General features: G+C 72.9%; 15 protein-coding genes and 1 pseudogene. 14 read left to right on the top strand and 2 right to left on the bottom strand.

Annotated features, from left to right (window positions below):
- Positions 1-257: 257 nt before the first annotated feature.
- Entirely contained in the window at positions 258-1,088 is an 831-nt protein-coding gene (locus AB0E62_RS33000) for an HAD-IB family hydrolase (RefSeq protein ID WP_362202258.1), read from the bottom strand.
- 590 nt (positions 1,089-1,678) lie between these two features.
- On the opposite strand from AB0E62_RS33000, the gene ssd reads away from it, so the two are divergent.
- The 7 genes and pseudogenes from ssd to AB0E62_RS32965 form a co-directional block, all read left to right on the top strand.
- Positions 1,679-2,785: a septum site-determining protein Ssd gene (gene ssd / locus AB0E62_RS32995; RefSeq protein ID WP_362202255.1), complete on the top strand. Its 1,107-nt coding sequence runs from the start codon at positions 1,679-1,681 to the stop codon at positions 2,783-2,785.
- Positions 2,782-3,969: a TadA family conjugal transfer-associated ATPase gene (locus AB0E62_RS32990; RefSeq protein WP_362202252.1), complete on the top strand. Its 1,188-nt coding sequence runs from the start codon at positions 2,782-2,784 to the stop codon at positions 3,967-3,969. The genes ssd and AB0E62_RS32990 overlap by 4 nt, the downstream gene beginning before the upstream one ends.
- A gap of 108 nt (positions 3,970-4,077) precedes the next feature.
- Positions 4,078-4,947, top strand: coding sequence for a type II secretion system F family protein (locus AB0E62_RS32985; RefSeq protein ID WP_362202249.1), 870 nt, complete (start codon positions 4,078-4,080; stop codon positions 4,945-4,947).
- 70 nt (positions 4,948-5,017) lie between these two features.
- On the top strand, positions 5,018-5,806 hold the full coding sequence (locus AB0E62_RS32980) for a type II secretion system F family protein (RefSeq protein WP_362202246.1): 789 nt from the start codon (positions 5,018-5,020) through the stop codon (positions 5,804-5,806).
- Positions 5,807-5,892: 86 nt separating this feature from the next.
- Positions 5,893-6,093, top strand: coding sequence for a DUF4244 domain-containing protein (locus AB0E62_RS32975; RefSeq protein ID WP_362202244.1), 201 nt, complete (start codon positions 5,893-5,895; stop codon positions 6,091-6,093).
- Between the two features lie 34 nt (positions 6,094-6,127).
- The gene (locus AB0E62_RS32970; RefSeq protein ID WP_362202319.1) at positions 6,128-6,466 is read left to right on the top strand and encodes a TadE family type IV pilus minor pilin; all 339 of its coding nucleotides are present in this window, start codon (positions 6,128-6,130) and stop codon (positions 6,464-6,466) included.
- Positions 6,467-6,558: 92 nt separating this feature from the next.
- A pseudogene (locus AB0E62_RS32965) lies at positions 6,559-6,891 on the top strand (Rv3654c family TadE-like protein); the annotation flags it as partial.
- A 187-nt stretch (positions 6,892-7,078) separates the two neighbouring features.
- On the opposite strand, the gene AB0E62_RS32960 reads toward AB0E62_RS32965, so the two are convergent.
- The gene (locus AB0E62_RS32960; protein ID WP_362202241.1) at positions 7,079-9,556 is read right to left on the bottom strand and encodes a DEAD/DEAH box helicase; all 2,478 of its coding nucleotides are present in this window, start codon (positions 9,554-9,556) and stop codon (positions 7,079-7,081) included.
- A gap of 81 nt (positions 9,557-9,637) precedes the next feature.
- On the opposite strand from AB0E62_RS32960, the gene bldG reads away from it, so the two are divergent.
- The 7 genes from bldG (at position 9,638) to topA (ending at position 19,345) form a co-directional block, all read left to right on the top strand.
- A complete protein-coding gene (bldG, locus tag AB0E62_RS32955) occupies positions 9,638-9,979 on the top strand; it encodes an anti-sigma factor antagonist BldG (RefSeq protein WP_362202238.1) in 342 nt (113 codons plus the stop codon).
- Between the two features lie 238 nt (positions 9,980-10,217).
- Entirely contained in the window at positions 10,218-10,652 is a 435-nt protein-coding gene (locus AB0E62_RS32950; RefSeq protein ID WP_362202235.1) for an ATP-binding protein, read from the top strand.
- Positions 10,653-10,950: 298 nt separating this feature from the next.
- Positions 10,951-13,356 (top strand): sodium-translocating pyrophosphatase, encoded by a 2,406-nt coding sequence (locus AB0E62_RS32945; protein WP_362202232.1) that lies wholly within the window; start codon positions 10,951-10,953, stop codon positions 13,354-13,356.
- A 196-nt stretch (positions 13,357-13,552) separates the two neighbouring features.
- Complete coding sequence (locus AB0E62_RS32940) at positions 13,553-14,182, top strand: small secreted protein (protein ID WP_362202229.1); 630 nt, start codon at positions 13,553-13,555, stop codon at positions 14,180-14,182.
- Positions 14,183-14,243: 61 nt separating this feature from the next.
- The gene (locus AB0E62_RS32935) at positions 14,244-15,764 is read left to right on the top strand and encodes a class I SAM-dependent methyltransferase (RefSeq protein WP_362202226.1); all 1,521 of its coding nucleotides are present in this window, start codon (positions 14,244-14,246) and stop codon (positions 15,762-15,764) included.
- Positions 15,765-16,052: 288 nt separating this feature from the next.
- On the top strand, positions 16,053-16,250 hold the full coding sequence (locus tag AB0E62_RS32930) for a hypothetical protein (RefSeq protein WP_362202223.1): 198 nt from the start codon (positions 16,053-16,055) through the stop codon (positions 16,248-16,250).
- Between the two features lie 257 nt (positions 16,251-16,507).
- Complete coding sequence (gene topA, locus AB0E62_RS32925; protein ID WP_362202221.1) at positions 16,508-19,345, top strand: type I DNA topoisomerase; 2,838 nt, start codon at positions 16,508-16,510, stop codon at positions 19,343-19,345.
- Positions 19,346-19,455: the final 110 nt, after the last annotated feature.

Below are 19,455 nucleotides of genomic sequence, written 5' to 3'. Positions count from 1 at the left end.
CCTCGATATGTGCCCATCAGGCCGGGGTGCTTTGCCCGTCACCTGGTGCGGCTGGCCCGTAATCGACGGGTCGACGTCGCGTGGGTGCCCGGTGTCCATGCGCGGTCCGTGGGGCCGAGTGCGTAGTGGTAGGGGATCCTCTCGGATGTCCTTTGGTCTCGCGGGCCTACGTTCTTTGTACCGCCGGCCGGGAGGAAGCGGAACCCCTGCCCGCACTTCTTTACTTTCCCCTTCGAACAGGGTGAAACGGACGCAGCTCAGGCCGTGGCACGGCGCCGGCTGGCGTACCAGACGAGCCCGGCGGTGGCCGCCGCGGCACCTATGGCCGCCGCGGCGACCAGTGCGGGGCGGGGCGGCACCGAGAACGCCGGCAGCCGCTTCTTGAGCGGGACCGGGCGGCGGAACTCCAGTACCGGCCATCCGTGCGCGAGGGCCTCGCGGCGCAGCGCGCGGTCCGGGTTCACGGCGTGCGGGTGCCCGACGGTCCGGAGCATCGGCAGGTCGGTCGCCGAGTCGCTGTAGGCGTAGCAGCGGCCGAGGTCGTAGCCCTCGGACGCGGCCAGTTCCCGGATGGCCTCGGCCTTGGTCGGGCCGTAGGCGTAGTACTCCACCTCGCCGGTGAAGCAGCCGTCATCGCCCACGACCATGCGGGTGGCGACCACGCGGTCCGCCCCCAGCAGTTCGCCGATCGGCTCGACCACCTCCGCACCCGAGGTGGACACGATCACCACGTCCCGGCCGGCCGCGTGGTGCTCCTCGATGAGGGAGGCGGCCTCGTCGTAGATGATCGGGTCGATCAGGTCGTGCAGGGTCTCGGCCACGATCTCCCGCACCTGCTGGACGTTCCAGCCGCGGCACAGCGCGGAGAGATACTCGCGCATGCGCTCCATCTGGTCGTGGTCCAGACCGCCGGCCAGGAAGACGAACTGGGTGTATGCGGTACGCAGTGCGGCCCTGCGGTTGATCAGGCCGCCTTGGTAGAAGGACTTGCTGAAGGTGAGTGTGCTCGACTTCGCAATGACCGTCTTGTCCAGGTCAAAGAAGGCTGCCGCGCGAGGCAAGGAGTGGTTTTCCACACCCCTGAGCATAGGGGCCCACCATTCGGCGTAAGGTGGGGCGCGTGGGTTTGCCTGAGAGGGCTCTCGGGTACACCATGGAAGTCACGGATCGTTCGCGACCGTGCTAACCCGGCCCGACTCCTCCCCCCCCGAGTCGGCCGTGGGGACGACCCCCGCTCTCCCCCCCGGCGGGGGTCGTCGCATGTCCGGGTGGGTTTTCCGGTTCCTCCTCGTTCTTCACGCGGTCGTACGGCCGGCGTCGCGCCGTCGTCTCCGCGCTCTCGGCATGCCCATGATCGGTTACCTACGGTAATCGTGGCGCTGCTCTGTGGAAGTCGTCCGCAGGTCGGTGCAGGGGTCACCGGTATGGGTGACGAAGTTATTCACAGGGTCGGGGTTGTCCACAGTTTTCCACCAAGATCCACATTATTTCGCGGACCGCGCCACCGTGATTCCAGCGCTCCGGCAGCGGCGAGTTCATGGACCGTTACTCATTGCCCGCAGCGCGTATGGCCGGTTTTCGTCGGCCGTGGATATGGAGGCCGCTCGCCGGTCCTTCACACCTTTGGGAATCGCGTGGCCGCGTAGGCCGCGCGCCCACGCAGCGAAGGGGAACACCCGTGACCGGAACCGTCACCCACCGCCCACCGCCCGGCCCCGCGGACCGGCCCGGACGGCCGCTCATCATCACCGAGGACGCCGCTCTCCTGGACGATCTGCTGCGCCTGTGCGCGGCGGCGGGCGCCACACCCGAGGTCCGGCACGACGTGCCGGACTCCGGCGGCGGCTGGGCGGCCGCCCCGCTCGTGCTCGTCGGCGACGACGCCGCCCGCCGGCTGGGCGGGGCCCCGCGCCGGCCCGGCGTGGTGCTGGTCGGGCGCGACCAGGACGACCCGGACGTGTGGAAGCGGGCCGTCCTGATCGGCGCCGACCACGTCCTGATGCTCCCCGACGGCGAGGCCTGGCTGGTCGACCGCATCGCCGACGTCGCCGAGGGCACCGGCCGCCCCGCCCTCACCGTCGGGGTGATCGGCGGCCGGGGCGGGGCGGGGGCCTCGACGCTCGCGTGCGCGCTCGCCGTCACCTCCGCTCGCGAGGGACTGCGCACCCTCCTGGTGGACGCCGATCCGCTCGGCGGCGGACTCGACGTGCTCCTCGGCGGTGAGAGCGCCGACGGGCTGCGCTGGCCCGCCTTCGCGGCCTCCCGCGGCCGGGTCGGCGGCGGCGCCCTGGAGGAGTCACTGCCCGAACTGCACTCCTTGCGCGTGCTGAGCTGGGACCGCGGGGACTGCGTCGCCGTGCCCCCGCCCGCGGTGCGGGCGGTGCTGGCCGCCGCCCGGCGGCGCGGCGGCACGGTCGTGGTCGACCTGCCCCGCCGGCTCGACGACGGGGTGGCCGAAGCCCTCGCCCAGCTCGACCTGGTCCTCCTCGTCGTCCCGGCCGAGCTGCGGGCGGTCGCCGCGGCAGGCCGGGTCGCCTCCGCCGTCGGCATGGTCGTGCGCGATCTGCGGGTGGCGGTCCGCGGGCCCTACGCACCCGGCCTGGACGACCACGAGGTGTCCCGGCTGCTCGGCCTGCCACTGGCCGGCCAACTGCCCGTCGAGCCGGCGCTGCTGCGTCCGCGGGGGAGCGCGAAGGCCCCCGCCGCGACCGGGCGCGGACCGCTCGCCCGGTTCTGCGCGCACTTCTGGGAGCGCGCGCTGGTCGAGGCGGGAGGCAGCCGATGAGCCTGCCCGGACTCGACCGGGCCGACGGCGCGGCCCTGCTCGACGGCGTCCGCCGCTGGCTCGCCGAGAGCGGCGCCGAACCCACGCCCGCGCGCGTGGCCCAGGCGCTGCGCGAACAGGGCCGGGTCCTCGGCGACGCCGAGGTCCTCGGCACGGCCGAACGCCTGCGGTCCGAACTCGTGGGCACCGGCCCCCTGGAGCCGCTGCTCGCCGATCCCGACGTCACCGACGTCCTGGTCTCCGCCCCCGACCGGGTGTGGGTGGACCGCGGCGGCGGCCTGGAACTGACCCGGGTCACCTTCCCGGACCCGGCGGCCGTACGCCGTCTCGCGCAGCGGCTGGCCGCGGTGGCCGGACGCCGGCTGGACGACGCCCGGCCCTGGGCGGACGCCCGGCTGCCCGACGGCACCCGGCTGCACGCGGTGCTGCCCCCGGTCGCCGTCGGCTGCACCTGCCTCGCCCTGCGGGTGGTACGGCCCCGGGCCTTCACCGTCGGGGAACTCGTCGCGGCCGGCACGGTACCGCCCGGCGGCGACCGGATCCTGGAGGCGCTGGTCGACTCCCGGCACTCGTTCCTGGTCAGCGGTGGCACCGGCTGCGGCAAGACCACTCTGCTCAGCGCCCTGCTGGGGCTGGCCGGGCCGGGGGAGCGGATCGTGCTCGCCGAGGACTCGGCCGAGTTGCGGCCGGACCACCCGCACGTGGTCCGGCTGGAGACCCGGCCCGCCAACCAGGAGGGCGCCGGCCTGGTCACCCTGGAGGACCTCGTCCGGCAGGCGCTGCGGATGCGGCCGGACCGGCTGGTCGTCGGAGAGGTGCGGGGGCCCGAGGTCGTGCATCTGCTCGCGGCCCTCAACACCGGTCACGGCGGCTGCTGCACGGTCCACGCCAACGCCGCCGCCGACGTACCGGCCCGGCTGGAGGCGCTGGCCACGGCCGCCGGGCTGGACCGGGCCGCGCTGCACAGCCAGCTGGCGGCCGCCCTCTCGGTGGTGGTGCACCTCGTGCGGGACCGGTCCGGGCGGCGCCGGATCGACGAGGTCCACGTCCTGGAGCGGGACCCCACCGGGCTGGTGCGAACGGTGCCGGCCCTGCGCTGGGGCGAGCGGGCGTTCGTCCGGGAGCGGGGGTGGGCGCGGCTGCGGGAACTGGTGGGGCCTGGTGAGGAGGGCGGGGGCGGATGAGCGGCGGGGGACGAGACCGGGGCGGAAGCCGACGGGCGGGTGAGAGCCGGCGCCGGGCGTGTTCGGCGGGCGGACGTGACCTGAGCGAGGGGAGAGGTGTGGGAGGCGATGGAAGTGATCGGTGAGATGTCGATGGGGGCCGCGGTGCTCTGTCTGGGCGCGTTGGCCTGGCTGCTGGGCGGCCGGCACTACGGGGTCCGGCGGGCCCGGCTGCTGCTGGCCGGCGGCGGCGTGGTGGCGACCGGACCGCCTGGCTGGCAGCACGTCCTCAGGGACGCGCGGGGATGGCGCGGCCGGTGCGGGGCCGAGTGGGCGGCCCTCGGTGCCGGGCTGGTGATCGCGCTGTGGGGCGCCTCGGTGCTTCCGGTCGTCGCGGGGGCGGCCGGGGTGCCGGTGCTGCGCCGGGTGCGGCTGGCCCGGCAGGCGCGGCTGGCTCGGGAACGGCGGGCCGACGCGGTGATCGCCCTGTGCGGGGTGCTCGCCGGGGAGGTGCGGGCCGGACGGCAGCCGGGTGCGGCGCTGCTGCGGGCCGCCCGGGACTCCGGCGGGCTCGGTGACGCTCAGGCCGCCGTGGTGGCGGCGGCGCGGTTCGGCGGGGACGTGCCGGGTGCGCTGGCCGCGGCGGCGCGGCAGCCGGGCGCCGAGGGGCTGCTCGGACTCGCCGCGTGCTGGCGGGTGGCCGTGGACCAGGGCGCCGGGCTCGCCGCCGGCCTGGACCGGCTGGACGCGGCCCTGCGCGCCGAGCGGGACGGCCGGGCCGATCTGCGCGCCCAGCTGGCGGGCGCCCGGGCCACCGCGGTGCTGCTGGCCGCGCTGCCCGTCCTCGGGCTGCTGCTCGGCGCGGCCATGGGCGCGGACCCACTGCGCGTACTGCTGCACACCGGGGCCGGCGTCGGCTGCCTGGCGGCGGGAGCGGTGTTCGAGGCGGCCGGGATGTGGTGGGCGACGCGGATCGTGCGCGGGGCGGAGGCGGTGTGAACGGCGGCGGTGCGGCCGCGGGCCGTGCGGAACGGCCGGTCCGCGAGGTGGGAAAGGGAGGGCGGTCCGGGTGACCGGGGATGTTGTCCACAGGCTGGGGGCGGCCGGGAGTGCCGCGCCGGCCCTCGGCTGGGCGGCCTGGTGGCTGGTGCTGACACGACGGCGGCGCCGGGCGCGCCGCCGGGTGGCCGGCTTGCTGGGACGGGACGTGCCTGCGACACCGGCGGAGGGAGTTCCGTTCGCCCTGCCGCGCGGCGTACGGCGGCTGCTGGCCCCGGCCGGGGCGGCGTGCGGGGCGTGGGCACTGGCCGGCGGGTCCGTTGGAGTGGTGCTGGGGCTGGGCGTCGGTGTCGCGCTCTGGCGGTGGCGCGGACGGCAGACGGCGGCCGGGCGGTCCGAGGCGGCCGACACCGCCGGGGCCGCCCGCCGGCTCCCGCTCGCGGCCGACCTGCTGGCCGCCTGCATCGCCGCCGGTGCCGCTCCGGTGATCGCCGCCCACGCCGTGGGAGAGGCACTCGGCGGGCCGGTCGGGCAGGCGTTGGCGCGCGGCGCCGCGGAGGTCCGGCTCGGCGGCGCGCCGGCGGACGCCTGGCGGAACCTCGCCCTGTTGCCCGGCGCCGGTGCGCTGGCCCGATTGCTGGAGCGGGCCGACGAGTCCGGGCTCCCCGCGGCCGGCCCGGTCGCCCGTCTCGCGTCGGACGCGCGCGCGGAGTGGGCCCGTACGGCGACGGCCCGGTCCCGCCGGGCGGCCGTACTGATCTCCGCGCCGGTCGGGCTGTGCTTCCTGCCCGCCTTCATCGCGGTCGGGGTGGTTCCCGTCGTGATCGGGCTGGCGGGCGGGGTGACGGGAGGGGGGTGAGAGCGGGACGGACGAGAAGGGACGAGCAGGAAGCCGTCAGGCACCTACGGAGAACGAGCGAAGACCACCACCTTACGGGAGTTGAGATGTTCGGAAAGATCAGGAAAGCGGCGGCCCGGCTGCGCGGGGCGTGCCGTCAGGACACCGGAATGGTGACGTCCGAGTACGCCATGGGCATCATCGCGGCCGTCGGGTTCGCGGTGCTGCTCTATCAGGTGATCACCAGCGGCCAGGTCCAGGCGGAACTCCAGGCCATCGTGAAGAAGGCCCTCAGTGCGCGGATGTGAGGAAGGAGCAGAGCGGGGCGGGGACGACGGGTTCGTGACCGTGGAGGCGGCCCTGGCGCTGTCCGTGCTGGTGGCGTTCACGATGGCGCTGGTCTGGGGGCTGCTCGCGGTGGCAGCGCAGATCGAGTGCGTGGACGCGGCCCGCTCGGGCGCCCGGGCCGCCGCCCGGCAGGATCCGCCCGACGCGGTTATGCGGGTGACGCGGGACACGGCTCCGCGGGGAGCGCGGGTGACCGTCGCACACGAGGGAGACCGGGTCCGGGTCACGGTGGTGGCCCGGCCCCCGTTCCTGGGCGCGCTGCCCATCGAGGTGCGCGAGGAGGCGGTGGCGCTCAGCGAGGACACCGTGGACACGGGGGAGGCGGGGCCGTGAAGCGTGAGCGCGAGCCGGCCGGCGAGGGCCCGGTGCGGCGGTGGGGGTCCGACCGGGGGTCCGCCATCGAGCCGGCAGGGCAGGGCCGTGCGGTGCGGTGGTGGGGGTCCGACCGGGGGTCCGCCACCGTGTGGAGCCTCGGGGCGATGGCCTTGCTGTGCGCGGTGTTCGGCGCGGTGCTCGTTTTCGGACAGGCCGTCGTCGTGCGGCACCGGGCGGCCGGCGGAGCGGACCTGGCGGCGCTCGCGGCGGCGGACCACTGGGCCGAGGGCGGCACGGCGGCCTGTGCCCGCGCCGGGCGGCTGGCGGCGGCCCAGGGGGTACGGCTGGTGCGGTGCGCGATCGTGGGCGACACCTCGGAGGTGACGGCGGCCGTGGGGAGAGGACCGTTCGCGGCGGAGGTCAGGGCGAGAGCGGGCCCGCCGGGACCGGTGCCGCCGGGACCGGTGCCGCCCGGCATCCCGGACGCGCCCGGGACGGTACCGCCGGCCGGATCGATCCCGCCGCCGGAACCCCTGACCTCTGACCGGCGCCTGACCTCTGACCGGCCGCCGGTGCCCGACCGGCCTCCGACGCCTGACCGATCCCCGGCCTCTGACCGGCCCCCGGCCCCTAACCGGCCCCTGTCCTCCCCTCCGCCGGTTCCGGTGCCCCCCGCAGGAGGGCCGTGAGGAGGCGTACCGCGCCCCTCTTGTGCAGTGGGTCGTTGCCATTGCCGCACTTGGGGGACTGGATGCAGGACGGGCAACCGGACTCGCACTCGCAGGAGGCGATGGCCTCCCGGGTGGCGGAGAGCCAGGCGCGGGCGGTGTGGAAGGCACGCTCGGCGAAGCCCGCGCCACCGGGGTGGCCGTCGTAGACGAAGACCGTGGGCAGGAGGGTGTCGGGGTGCAGGGGCACGGACACCCCGCCGATGTCCCAGCGGTCGCAGGTCGCGAAGAGGGGCAGCATGCCGATGGAGGCGTGTTCGGCGGCGTGCAGGGATCCGCCGAGGATCTCCGGGTTGACCCGGGCCTCGTCCAGCTGGTCCTCGGTGACCGTCCACCACACCGCGCGGGTGCGCAGCGTGCGTGGAGGGAGGTCGAGTTTCGTCTCGCCCAGCACCTCGCCGGTGATGAGGCGCCGGCGCAGGTAGGAGACCACCTGGTTGGTGACCTCCACCGAGCCGTAGCACAGGCGGCCCGCACCCCACGGGATCTCGGTGTCCGTCTCCAGGATGGAGATCGACGTGGTGTCGCGGGCGACGGTCGAGTACGGCGGGTCGGCCTGCTCGACCAGGGCGACCGAGTCCTCCAGGTCGAAGGAGCGCACCAGGTAGGTGCGGCCCTGGTGCAGGTGGACGGCGCCCTCGTGGACCGTGGAGTGCGCGGCGTCCGCGTCGACCGTGCCGAGCAGCCGGCCCGTGCCGGTCTCCACGATCTGCACCGGGCGGCCCCCGGCACCGCGGATGTCGGTGAGGTCGGCGGCCCGCTCCCGGCGGGTCCAGTGCCAGGCCCGGGTGCGGCGGCGCAGCAGCTTCGCGGCTTCCAGCTGCGGCAGCACGTCCGCGCAAGCGGGGCCGAAGAGGCCCAGGTCCTCCTCGGTCAGCGGCAGCTCCGCGGCGGCGGCGCACAGGTGGGGGGCGAGGACGTAGGGGTTGTCGGGGTCGAGGACCGTCGATTCCACCGGTCGGTCGAACAGGGCCTCGGGGTGGTGGACGAGGAAGGTGTCCAGCGGGTCGTCCCGGGCCACGAGGACCGCGAGGGCGCCCTGGCCGGAGCGGCCCGCGCGGCCCGCCTGCTGCCACAGGGACGCGCGGGTGCCCGGGTAGCCGGCGATCACCACCGCGTCCAGGCCGGAGACGTCCACGCCCAGTTCCAGGGCCGTGGTCGCGGCGAGGCCGAGGAGTTCGCCGGAGTGCAGGGCGCGTTCCAGGGCGCGGCGTTCCTCGGGGAGGTAGCCGCCGCGGTAGGCCGCGACACGCCGGACCAGGGAGCGGTCGACCTCGGCGAGCCGCTCCTGGGCGATGACCGAGATCAGCTCGGCCCCGCGCCGGGAGCGCACGAAAGCGACCGAGCGCACCCCTTGCACGGTCAGGTCGGTCAGCAGATCGGCGGTCTCGGCGGTGGCGGAACGCCGGACGGGGGCGCCCTTCTCTCCCTGGAGTTCGGTGAGCGGCGGCTCCCAGAGCGCGAAGACCAGCTCCCCGCGCGGGGAGGCGTCGTCGGCGACCTCGACCACCGGCAGGCCGGTCAGCCGGCGGGCGGAGGCGGCGGGCTCGGCGGAGGTCGCCGAGGCCAGCAGGAACACGGGGGAGGAGCCGTAGCGGGCGCACAGGCGGCGCAGCCGGCGCAGCACCTGGGCGACGTGCGAGCCGAACACGCCGCGGTAGGTGTGGCACTCGTCGACGACGACGTACCGGAGGGACTTCAGGAAGGAGGACCACCGCGGGTGGGAGGGAAGTATCCCGCGGTGCAGCATGTCCGGGTTGGTGAGGACGTAGTTGGCGTACTGGCGGATCCACTCCCGTTCCTCGAACGGGGTGTCGCCGTCGTACACGGCCGGGCGTACCGAGGTGCCGAGAGGTTGTGAAAGTTCCTTCACCGAACGGCACTGGTCCGCGGCGAGCGCCTTGGTGGGGGCCAGGTAGAGGGCCGTGGTGCCGCGGCCGTTCGGGGCCTCGCTGCCGTCCAGGAGAGCGGACAGGACGGGCACGAGGTAGGCCAGGGACTTTCCGGAGGCGGTGCCGGTCGCGACGACCACCGAGTCGCCGTCCAGGGCGTGCTCGGCGGCCAGTGCCTGGTGCGCCCAGGGATGCTCGATCCCGCACGCCTGGACGGCCGCGATCACCTCGGGGCGAATCCGGTCGGGCCAGACGGCATGCCGGCCCGCTCGCGGGGGCAAGTGCTCCGTATGAGTGATGCGCGCAGCCCGGCTCGGCCCGCTGGCGAGCCGGTCCAGGACCGCGCCCGGAGACGGACGGGACGCCGGGTCCGCCGGGGTTCGATCGGATCGGTGATTCTTGGCCATCGGCACCGAGTGTGTCACTGGTGTGACGGACAATGGAGTCAAGGCGTCGTGCACGCCTGCCGGTAAGTGATTGAATGCCATCGCGGCTGGCGAAGTGTCCCGGGGGCCGCAAGTCGAAGTGCCCGAGGGACAAACGCTCGATAGCAAGGTGCTGGAGGATCCGTGGACCTGTCCCTGTCGACCGAGACCGTCGGCGATCGTACGGTCGTCCGAGTCGGTGGCGAAATCGACGTGTATACCGCGCCCAAGCTGCGCGAGCAGCTGGTCGAGCTGGTGAACGACGGGCATTTCCACCTCGTCGTCGACATGGAGGGCGTGGACTTCCTCGACTCCACCGGGCTCGGCGTGCTGGTCGGCGGCCTGAAGCGGGTGCGTGCCCATGAGGGCTCGCTGCGCCTGGTCTGCAACCAGGAGCGCATTCTCAAGATCTTCCGCATCACCGGCCTCACCAAGGTGTTCCCGATCCACAACACGGTCGAGGAAGCGGTGGAGGCCACCGACTGATCGGCTGCCGACCGATTCCGGACCGGTCGCCGGCGCCGGGCCCCCGCCGGGGCTCCGTCGCCGGCCGGTCCGTCCTGGGCCGCGCCGGCGCGGAGGACGTCCGCAGGACGCCCGTGTGATGACGCAGACAAGACGCTGCGCACGGGGCGGTCCGGGGTATCAGAAGGACACCAGGGGGCGCGGTCGCCCGGCGGCGGCCCCGTCCCCGACCGCACGCCCGTAGTCGCGAGGGGGATGCATGGCCACCGTCGAACTCCGCTTCAGCGCGCAGCCCGAACACGTCCGGACCGCCCGGCTGGTGGCGGCAGCGGTGGCGCGCAGGGCGGGAGTGGACGAGGCCGTCCTGGACGAGGTGCGTCTCGCCGTGGGGGAGGCGTGCTCCCGCGCGGTCGGACTGCACCGGAGCAGCGGCGTGACGGCACCGGTGAAGGTGGCGCTGGTCGAAGAGGAGAAACAGTTCTCCATCGAGGTCGGCGACGAGGCGCCACACGCCGTCGCGGGCGGCGACACGCCCGGCGCCGCGCAGGCCGGTGAGACCGAGGCCGAGGAGGACGAGATGGGCCTCGCGGTCATCAGCGGCCTCGTCGACGACGTCGAGGTCACCACCGGACCGAACGGCGGACTGATCCGCATGACCTGGCCGACCACACCGCCGGCCACGGCGCTCGTCTGACCGACGGCGCCACCGCGCTTCCGAGGGCCCTGCCGAGCAGGGCCCTCGTCGTGTTTTCCGGGGGGCTCCGGAATTCGTGAAGGTATTCACGATCAATAGCCCGATAATTCGATCAAGGGTCAATGTGGCCGTCAATGCTCCAAGGGCATTACTTCTTTCGGGTTCCATGTCGTCCTCTCGATCATTTGCTGAAGAGTGCGAGCAGGCCGAATCCGTTTACCGTCCCCTGTTTAGATCACTCCGGGTTACCTACAATCCGTCCACATCTTGAGCTCAGCCCAAGCGTCAAGGAGGACGAATGGCGGGGCTTTCTACCCCTCATCGGTCAGGTCATCCCACTTCTCTCGCAGCAGCGGTTCTGACCGACGACAATCGGATCATCGTGGCCGTTATCGCGGCCGTAGCCCTGGCCGCCCTGGTGGTCGCGGGGATCCTGGTCCGGCAGGTACTCGCCGCGGGCGAGGGCACCGACAGCATGAAAAAGATCGCCGAGGCGGTCCAGGAAGGGGCCAAGGCCTATCTCGCCCGGCAGTTGCGCACGCTCGGTGTATTCGCCGTCGTCGTGTTCTTCCTGCTCATGCTGCTGCCCGCCGACGACTGGAATCAACGGGCCGGCCGCTCGGTGTTCTTCCTGATCGGCGCGGCGTTCTCGGCGGCCACCGGCTATATCGGCATGTGGCTCGCCGTGCGCAGCAACGTACGGGTCGCCGCGGCGGCCCGGGAGGCGACTCCGGCGGAAGGCGAACCGCGAAAGGATCTCACCACCGTCTCGCACACCGCGATGAAGATCGCATTTCGCACGGGCGGCGTCGTCGGCATGTTCACGGTGGGGCTCGGCCTGCTGGGCGCCTCCTGTGTGGTGCTGGTGTACGCGGCCGACGCGCCGAAGGTGCTGGAGGGCTTCGGCCTCGGCGCCGCCCTGATCGCCATGTTCATGCGGGTGGGCGGCGGCATCTTCACCAAGGCCGCCGACGTCGGCGCCGACCTGGTCGGCAAGGTCGAACAGGGCATTCCGGAGGACGACCCGCGCAATGCCGCGACCATCGCCGACAACGTGGGCGACAACGTCGGCGACTGCGCGGGCATGGCGGCCGACCTCTTCGAGTCGTACGCCGTGACCCTGGTGGCCGCGCTGATCCTCGGCAAGACCGCCTTCGGCGACGCCGGACTGGCCTTCCCGCTGCTGGTGCCCGCCATCGGCGTGATCACGGCGATGATCGGCATCTTCGCGGTCGCCCCGCGCCGCGCCGACCGCAGCGGCATGACCGCGATCAACCGCGGTTTCTTCATCTCCGCGGTGATCTCGCTGGCGCTGGTCGCGGTGGCCGTCTTCCTCTACCTGCCGGCAAGCTACGCCGGCCTGGACGGCGTCACCGACGCGGCGATCAAGGGCAAGGGCGGCGACCCGCGCATCCTCGCGCTGGTCGCGGTCGCCATCGGCATCCTGCTCGCCGCCGTCATCCAGCAGCTGACCGGCTACTTCACCGAGACCACCCGCCGGCCGGTGCGGGACATCGGCAAGACCTCCCTGACCGGACCGGCCACCGTCGTCCTGTCCGGCATCTCGGTCGGCCTGGAATCGGCCGTCTACACCGCCCTGCTCATCGGGCTCGGCGTGTACGGCGCGTTCCTGCTCGGCGGTACGTCGATCATGCTGGCGCTGTTCGCGGTGGCCCTGGCCGGCACCGGTCTGCTCACCACGGTCGGCGTGATCGTCGCCATGGACACCTTCGGGCCGGTCTCCGACAACGCGCAGGGCATCGCCGAGATGTCCGGTGACGTCGAGGGCGCGGGCGCGCAGGTGCTCACCAACCTGGACGCGGTCGGCAACACCACCAAGGCCATCACCAAGGGCATCGCCATCGCCACCGCCGTCCTCGCCGCGGCGGCGCTGTTCGGGTCGTACCGCGACGCGATCACCACCAATGTGAAGGACGTCGGCGCCAAGCTGACCGGGCCGGGCGCGCCGCTCAGCCTGTCGCTGGACATCTCGCAGCCCAACAACCTGGTCGGTCTCGTCGCGGGTGCCGCGGTCGTCTTCCTCTTCTCCGGGCTGGCCATCAACGCGGTGTCGCGTTCGGCCGGTTCGGTGGTGTTCGAGGTGCGGCGGCAGTTCCGCGAGAAGCCCGGGATCATGGACTTCACCGAGAAGCCCGAGTACGGCAAGGTCGTCGACATCTGCACCAAGGACGCCCTGCGCGAGCTGGCCACGCCCGGTCTGCTCGCCGTCATGGCGCCGATCTTCATCGGGTTCACGCTCGGCGTCGGCGCGCTCGGCTCCTACCTCGCCGGTGCCATCGGCGCGGGCACGCTGATGGCGGTGTTCCTCGCCAACTCCGGCGGAGCCTGGGACAACGCCAAGAAGCTGGTGGAGGACGGCCACCACGGCGGCAAGGGCAGCGAGGCGCACGCGGCCACGGTGATCGGGGACACGGTCGGTGACCCCTTCAAGGACACCGCCGGACCCGCGATCAACCCGCTGCTGAAGGTCATGAACCTGGTGTCGTTGCTCATCGCACCGGCCGTGATCAAGTTTTCCTACGGTGACGACAAGAACCTCGGCGTGCGGATCGGGATCGCGGTCCTCGCCCTCTTGGTGATCGTCGTCGCCGTGTACGTCTCCAAGCGGCGCGGCATCGCCGTCGGGGACGAGGAGAACGCCGAGCGGGTCACCAACTCGCCGGACGCGGCGGTCGTTTCCTAGCCGGGGCCGGCAGGACCCGGCGGGCGGGCGGGCGGGCGGCGCGTGCGGACGCGCCGGCCGCCCGCCCTGCCGTGTGGGTCCGGCCACGTCGTGAGCCTTCTCTCCCATGGCACAAAAGGTCATAAAAGCTGACTGATCTCTCGCCCGGTAGCGGGGGCAAGGCCGTCCGCCGTGTAGATTCCGGGGGCCGAGAGCCATGGAAGGGACCAATCCGGTGAACAAGAAGCTCGCGGCCGCACTGTCCGGCGGTGCGGTACTGGCGGTGGCGCTGACGGGATGCGGCGGCAGCGATGACAAGGGGCCCGACCCCAAGCTGGTCTCCTGGGCCAAGACGGTGTGCGACGCCGTGCCCGCGCAGAGCGCCAGGATCAAGTCGGCCAACGCCTCGATCGCGTCCATCGCCACGGACAGCAACCTTCCGCCCAAGGACGCCCAGAAGACGTACGTCGAGGCCTTCCAGAGCCTCGCCGACGGCTACAAGGCCCTCGCGGACGCCCTCGACAGCGCCGGAGCGCCCCCCGGGATCGACGGCGGGGCCAAGCTCCAGAAGGACGCCGCCAAGAACCTGGCCGGCCTCTCCACGTCGTACACCGGCCTGAAGAAGACGGTCGAGGGGCTCGACACGAAGGACCAGGGCAAGTTCGCCAAGGGCCTCAAGGAGGTCGCCGGCCAGACCAAGGAGGTCGGCAAGCAGGGTGACGACGGCACCGAGGCGCTGAAGCGGCTGGAACAGGGCGAGGTCAAGGAAGCCATGGCCGAGCAGCCCAGCTGCAAGGTCGCCGCGTCCGCGACGGCGCGCTCCACGGCCTCGGCGGCGACCGGCTGACGTCGGCGAACGGCCCGCGCCCGGTCCGCCCCGGCGGGCCGTCGCGGGCCACAATGGGGGCGTGACTGACACCGGACCCGCTTCCCTGCCCGCCGCCGACCGGCCCGACACCGCCGCGCGCCTGAGGGACGCGCTGCTGGCCGCCTCCTTCACCGCCGACGGACTGCTCGACCTGCTCGGGGCCGCCGCGTACGCGGCACTGGCCCGAAGCGAGACCGTGCCGGCCCTGCGGGCCACGCGCGGCGACACGCCGTTGGAGACGCTCGTACGGCTGTTCCTGCTCCAGCAGCCGGTGCCGCACGCGCGCGTGGCGGCCTCACTGCCGGTCCAGGAGGCGCTGGAGGCCGGCTGGCTGCGGCGCGTGGGCGGCGACGAGGTGGCCGCGACCGTGGACGTACGGCCCTACGGCGGTCCCGGCGGCGAGGACTGGTTCATCGTCTCCGACCTCGGCTGCGCGGTCGGCGGGGCCGGCGGCATCGGGCAGCGCGACGAGGGCGTCGTCCTGGGCGTCGGCGGCGCGTCCACCACCCTCGCCGGCATCACCGTGCGCACCCCCGTCGCCTCGGCCCTGGACCTCGGCACCGGCTCCGGCATCCAGGCGCTGCACGCCGCCCAGCACGCCACGCGCGTGACGGCGACCGACCTCAACCCGCGCGCGCTGCACATCACGGCGCTCACGCTGGCGCTGTCCGGGGCACCCGCCGCCGAGCTGCGCGAGGGCTCGCTCTTCGCGCCGGTCCGGGACGACGAGACGTTCGACCTGATCGTCTCCAACCCGCCGTTCGTGATCTCCCCGGGCGCCCGGCTGACGTACCGGGACGGGGGCATGGGCGGGGACGATCTGTGCCGCTCGCTCGTTCAGCAGGCGGGGGAACGGCTGAACGAGGGCGGGTTCGCGCAGTTCCTCGCGAACTGGCAGCACGTGGCGGGGGAGGACTGGCAGGACAGACTCAGGTCGTGGGTGCCGCGCGGGTGCGATGCCTGGATCGTGCAGCGCGAGGTGCAGGACGTCACACAGTACGCCGAGCTGTGGCTGCGGGACGCCGGCGACCACCGCGGGGACCCGGCGGAGTACCAGGCGCGCTACGACGCCTGGCTCGACGAGTTCGAGGCGCGCAAGGTCAGGGCGGTCGGCTTCGGCTGGATCACCCTGCGCAGGACCGGTTCCGCCGAGCCCGTCGTCACTGTGGAGGAGTGGCCGCACCCGGTCGAGCAGCCGCTCGGCGAGACGATCCGGGCGCACTTCGACCGGCTCGACTACCTCCGGGCCCACGACGACGCGGCGCTGCTGGACAGCCGTTTCCGGCTCGTCCCCGAAGTGGTCCAGGAGCAGGTCGGCCTGCCCGGCGCCGAGGACCCCGAGCATGTCGTGCTGCGCCAGCACCGCGGGATGCGGCGGGCGACGAAGGTGGACACGGTCGGCGCCGGGTTCGCGGGCGTGTGCGACGGCACGCTGAGCGCGGGCCGCATCCTGGACGCCATCGCGCAGCTCGTCGGCGAGGACGCGGTCCTGCTCCGCGACCGCACCCCCGCCCAGATCCGGCTGCTGGTGGAGCAGGGCTTCCTGGAGCCGGCGGGCTGAGCGGTCCGTGCCGTACCGGGCGCGGTCGGATCATCGTGCCGGCCCGGCCGCGCGTACCGCCGTACGCCGCAAGCGCGGGCCGGAGAGGGCGCCGGGAGCCTCGCCACGGACCCCTCTCCGCAAAACGGCCGGAAAAATATGGCCGACGGCTCCAGGGCGCCCTTGCTCGCTCTGATGTGCGATTTTCTGTCGGTCCGGCGTTCACCCCGATGTCGCCCGCCCGCCTCCCGCGCGTGCCACGCTCCCCGCGCCGGGCAGGGCCGGCGACGGACAAGGGGTGGGCGGGCGATGGAGAGTGGGCCGGCGGTCTTCGCGGGAACGGTGTTCGCCCTGTTCGGAGCCGGTCTGCTGGTCTGGACCGGGGCGCGGCTGCGGCGCCGGGAACCGGTGGGTCTCGGTGTGAGCCGGGTCGCATCCACCGCCGTCGCCGGCCTGGCCGGAACCCTCGCGCTGGCCCTCGGCGGGTACTGCCTGACCCGGCTCTGAGCCCGCCGGGCGTTGTCCCGGAAGGTAAGGGGAGCGTTACGCTCCGGACAGGGGTGCACGGACGGCCGGGCGGTCCGGGCGGCAGGAATGCCGGTAGTCGGGTTACCGTTCGAGTGGCCGTTGTGGGCTTTTCCCGTTTGACACGGGGGCGGGATGTAGCGTCACACTCCGCAGCGTCACCACGTGCCAGCAGTACGCCGCGACCCCGGGACCAAGGCCTGGGGAGGCCCCAGCGTCGACCGGAGAGAAGAGCGAAGTTGTCCCCGACCAGCGAGACCGCACACGGCGGTCGCCGACTCGTCATCGTCGAGTCGCCTGCCAAGGCGAAGACGATCAAGGGCTACCTCGGCCCCGGTTACATCGTCGAGGCGAGCGTCGGGCACATCCGCGACCTTCCCAACGGCGCCGCGGAGGTGCCCGAGAAGTACACCGGTGAGGTCCGCCGCCTCGGTGTGGACGTAGAACACGACTTCCAGCCGATCTATGTCGTCAACGCCGACAAGAAGGCCCAGGTCAAGAAGCTCAAGGACCTGCTGAAGGAGTCCGACGAGCTGTTCCTCGCCACCGATGAGGACCGGGAGGGCGAGGCGATCGCCTGGCACCTCCAGGAGGTTCTGAAGCCGAAGATCCCGGTCAAGCGGATGGTGTTCCACGAGATCACCAAGGACGCGATCCGCGCGGCCGTCGCCAACCCGCGCCAGCTCAACCAGAAGCTGGTCGACGCCCAGGAGACCCGCCGCATCCTCGACCGCCTCTACGGCTACGAGGTCTCCCCGGTCCTGTGGAAGAAGGTCATGCCCCGGCTGTCGGCCGGCCGCGTGCAGTCCGTCGCCACCCGGCTCGTCGTGGAGCGGGAACGCGAGCGCATCGCCTTCCGCTCCGCCGAGTACTGGGACCTGACGGGCACCTTCTCGACCGGCCGCGCGGGGGACCCGTCGGACCCGTCGTCGCTGGTCGCACGCCTCCAGACCGTCGACGGCAGGCGGATCGCGCAGGGCCGCGACTTCGACTCGGTGGGACAGCTCAAGAGCGCGGGCATCCTCCACCTCGACGAGGCGACCGCCCGCGGGCTCGCCGCCGCCCTGGAGAACGCCCGCTTCTCCGTGCGCTCCGTCGAGTCCAAGCCGTACCGCCGCTCGCCGTACGCCCCGTTCCGTACGACGACGCTCCAGCAGGAGGCCAGCCGCAAGCTGGGCTTCGGCGCGAAGGCCACGATGCAGATCGCGCAGAAGCTGTACGAGAACGGCTACATCACGTACATGCGTACGGACTCCACGACGCTGAGCGAGACCGCGATCTCCGCGGCCCGCGCCCAGGTCACGCAGCTGTACGGCGCCGACTACCTGCCGCCGCAGCCGCGTACGTACGCCGCCAAGGTCAAGAACGCGCAGGAGGCCCACGAGGCCATCCGTCCGTCGGGTGATCGTTTCCGCACGCCCGCGGAGACCGGTCTGACCGGCGACCAGTTCAAGCTCTACGAACTGATCTGGAAGCGCACCGTCGCCTCCCAGATGAAGGACGCCATCGGCAACAGCGTCACGGTGAAGATCGGCGGCACCGCCGCCGACGGCCGGGACGTCGAGTTCAGCGCGTCCGGCAAGACGATCACCTTCCACGGCTTCCTGAAGGCCTATGTCGAGGGTGCCGACGACCCGAACGCCGAGCTGGACGACCGCGAGCGCCGGCTGCCGCAGGTCGCCGAGGGCGACGCGCTGTCCGCCGAGCGGATCACGGCCGACGGGCACTCCACCAAGGCCCCGGCCCGGTACACCGAGGCCAGCCTGGTCAAGGAGCTGGAGGAGCGCGAGATCGGCCGCCCGTCGACGTACGCGTCGATCATCGGCACGATCCTGGACCGCGGCTACGTCTTCAAGAAGGGCACGGCCCTGGTGCCGTCCTTCCTGTCCTTCGCCGTGGTCAACCTCCTGGAGAAGCACTTCGGGCGGCTCGTCGACTACGACTTCACCGCCAAGATGGAGGACGACCTCGACCGGATCGCCGCCGGTGAGGCCAAGGCCGTGCCGTGGCTGAAGCGCTTCTACTTCGGCGAGGGCCGCGACGGCGTCGGCAGCGCGGCCGAGGCGGGCAACGGCGACGGGGACCACCTCGGCGGCCTCAAGGAACTGGTGACCGACCTGGGCGCGATCGACGCCCGCGAGGTCTCCTCGTTCCCGGTGGGCAACGGCATCGTGCTCCGCGTCGGCCGCTACGGGCCGTACATCGAGCGCGGGGAGAAGGACACCGAGGAGCACCAGCGCGCCGACATCCCGGACGACCTGGCCCCGGACGAGCTGACCGTCGAGCTGGCCGAGGAACTGCTGGCCAAGCCGAGCGGTGACTTCGAGCTGGGCACCGATCCGGAGACGGGCCACCAGATCGTCGCCAAGGCCGGCCGCTACGGCCCGTACGTCACGGAGGTGCTGCCCGAAGGCACCCCCAAGACCGGCAAGAACGCGGTCAAGCCGCGGACGGCCTCGCTGTTCAAGTCCATGTCGCTCGACACGGTGACGCTCGAGGACGCGCTGAAGCTGATGTCGCTGCCGCGGGTCGTCGGCACGGACGCCGACGGCGTGGAGATCACCGCGCAGAACGGCCGCTACGGCCCGTATCTGAAGAAGGGCACGGACTCGCGTTCGCTGCAGTCCGAGGATCAGCTCTTCACGATCACGCTGGAGGAGGCCCAGGCGATCTATGCCCAGCCCAAGCAGCGGGGCCGGGCCGCCGCCAAGCCGCCGCTGAAGGAGCTGGGCGAGGACCCGGTCTCCGGAAAGCCGGTCGTGGTCAAGGACGGCCGGTTCGGCCCGTACGTCACCGACGGCGAGACGAACGCGACCCTCCGCTCCGGCGACAGCGTCGAGACGATCACCCCTGAGCGCGGGTTCGAGCTGCTCGCCGAGAAGCGCGCCAAGGGCCCGGCCAAGAAGACCGCGAAGAAGGCTCCGGCCAAGAAGAGCGCTCCGGCGGCGAAGAAGACCGCCGCCAAGAAGACGGCCGCCAAGAAGACGACGGCCGCCGCGAAGAAGACGACCGCCAAGAAGACGGCCACGAAGAAGGCGGCCGCCTCCAAGGCGACGGCTTCCGGGGCGGAGGACTGAGCGGAGGAATCCGGCTCCGTCAAGGGGTGCCGGCCGTTGTCAGGGGCCGTTCGTGGCGTCCCTGACCGTCCTGCCGGCCCCTGCGGCCTCGTACCCGGCCGCGTACTCGG

It is taken from the genome of Streptomyces sp. NPDC038707, assembly GCF_040636485.1.
Taxonomy (GTDB): domain Bacteria; phylum Actinomycetota; class Actinomycetes; order Streptomycetales; family Streptomycetaceae; genus Streptomyces.
Note: the sequence above shows the minus strand (reverse complement) of the source record. Positions and strands in the feature narration are given on the sequence as shown.

Coding starts and splice junctions, on each gene's coding strand:
- AB0E62_RS33000 (WP_362202258.1), bottom strand. CDS start 1,088: ATGCTCAGGGGTGTGGAAAACCACTCCTTGCCTCGCGCGGCAGCCTTC.
- AB0E62_RS32990 (WP_362202252.1), top strand. CDS start 2,782: ATGAGCCTGCCCGGACTCGACCGGGCCGACGGCGCGGCCCTGCTCGAC.
- AB0E62_RS32985 (WP_362202249.1), top strand. CDS start 4,078: ATGGAAGTGATCGGTGAGATGTCGATGGGGGCCGCGGTGCTCTGTCTG.
- AB0E62_RS32975 (WP_362202244.1), top strand. CDS start 5,893: ATGTTCGGAAAGATCAGGAAAGCGGCGGCCCGGCTGCGCGGGGCGTGC.
- AB0E62_RS32960 (WP_362202241.1), bottom strand. CDS start 9,556: ATGGCATTCAATCACTTACCGGCAGGCGTGCACGACGCCTTGACTCCA.
- AB0E62_RS32950 (WP_362202235.1), top strand. CDS start 10,218: ATGGCCACCGTCGAACTCCGCTTCAGCGCGCAGCCCGAACACGTCCGG.
- AB0E62_RS32945 (WP_362202232.1), top strand. CDS start 10,951: ATGGCGGGGCTTTCTACCCCTCATCGGTCAGGTCATCCCACTTCTCTC.
- AB0E62_RS32940 (WP_362202229.1), top strand. CDS start 13,553: ATGGAAGGGACCAATCCGGTGAACAAGAAGCTCGCGGCCGCACTGTCC.
- AB0E62_RS32930 (WP_362202223.1), top strand. CDS start 16,053: ATGGAGAGTGGGCCGGCGGTCTTCGCGGGAACGGTGTTCGCCCTGTTC.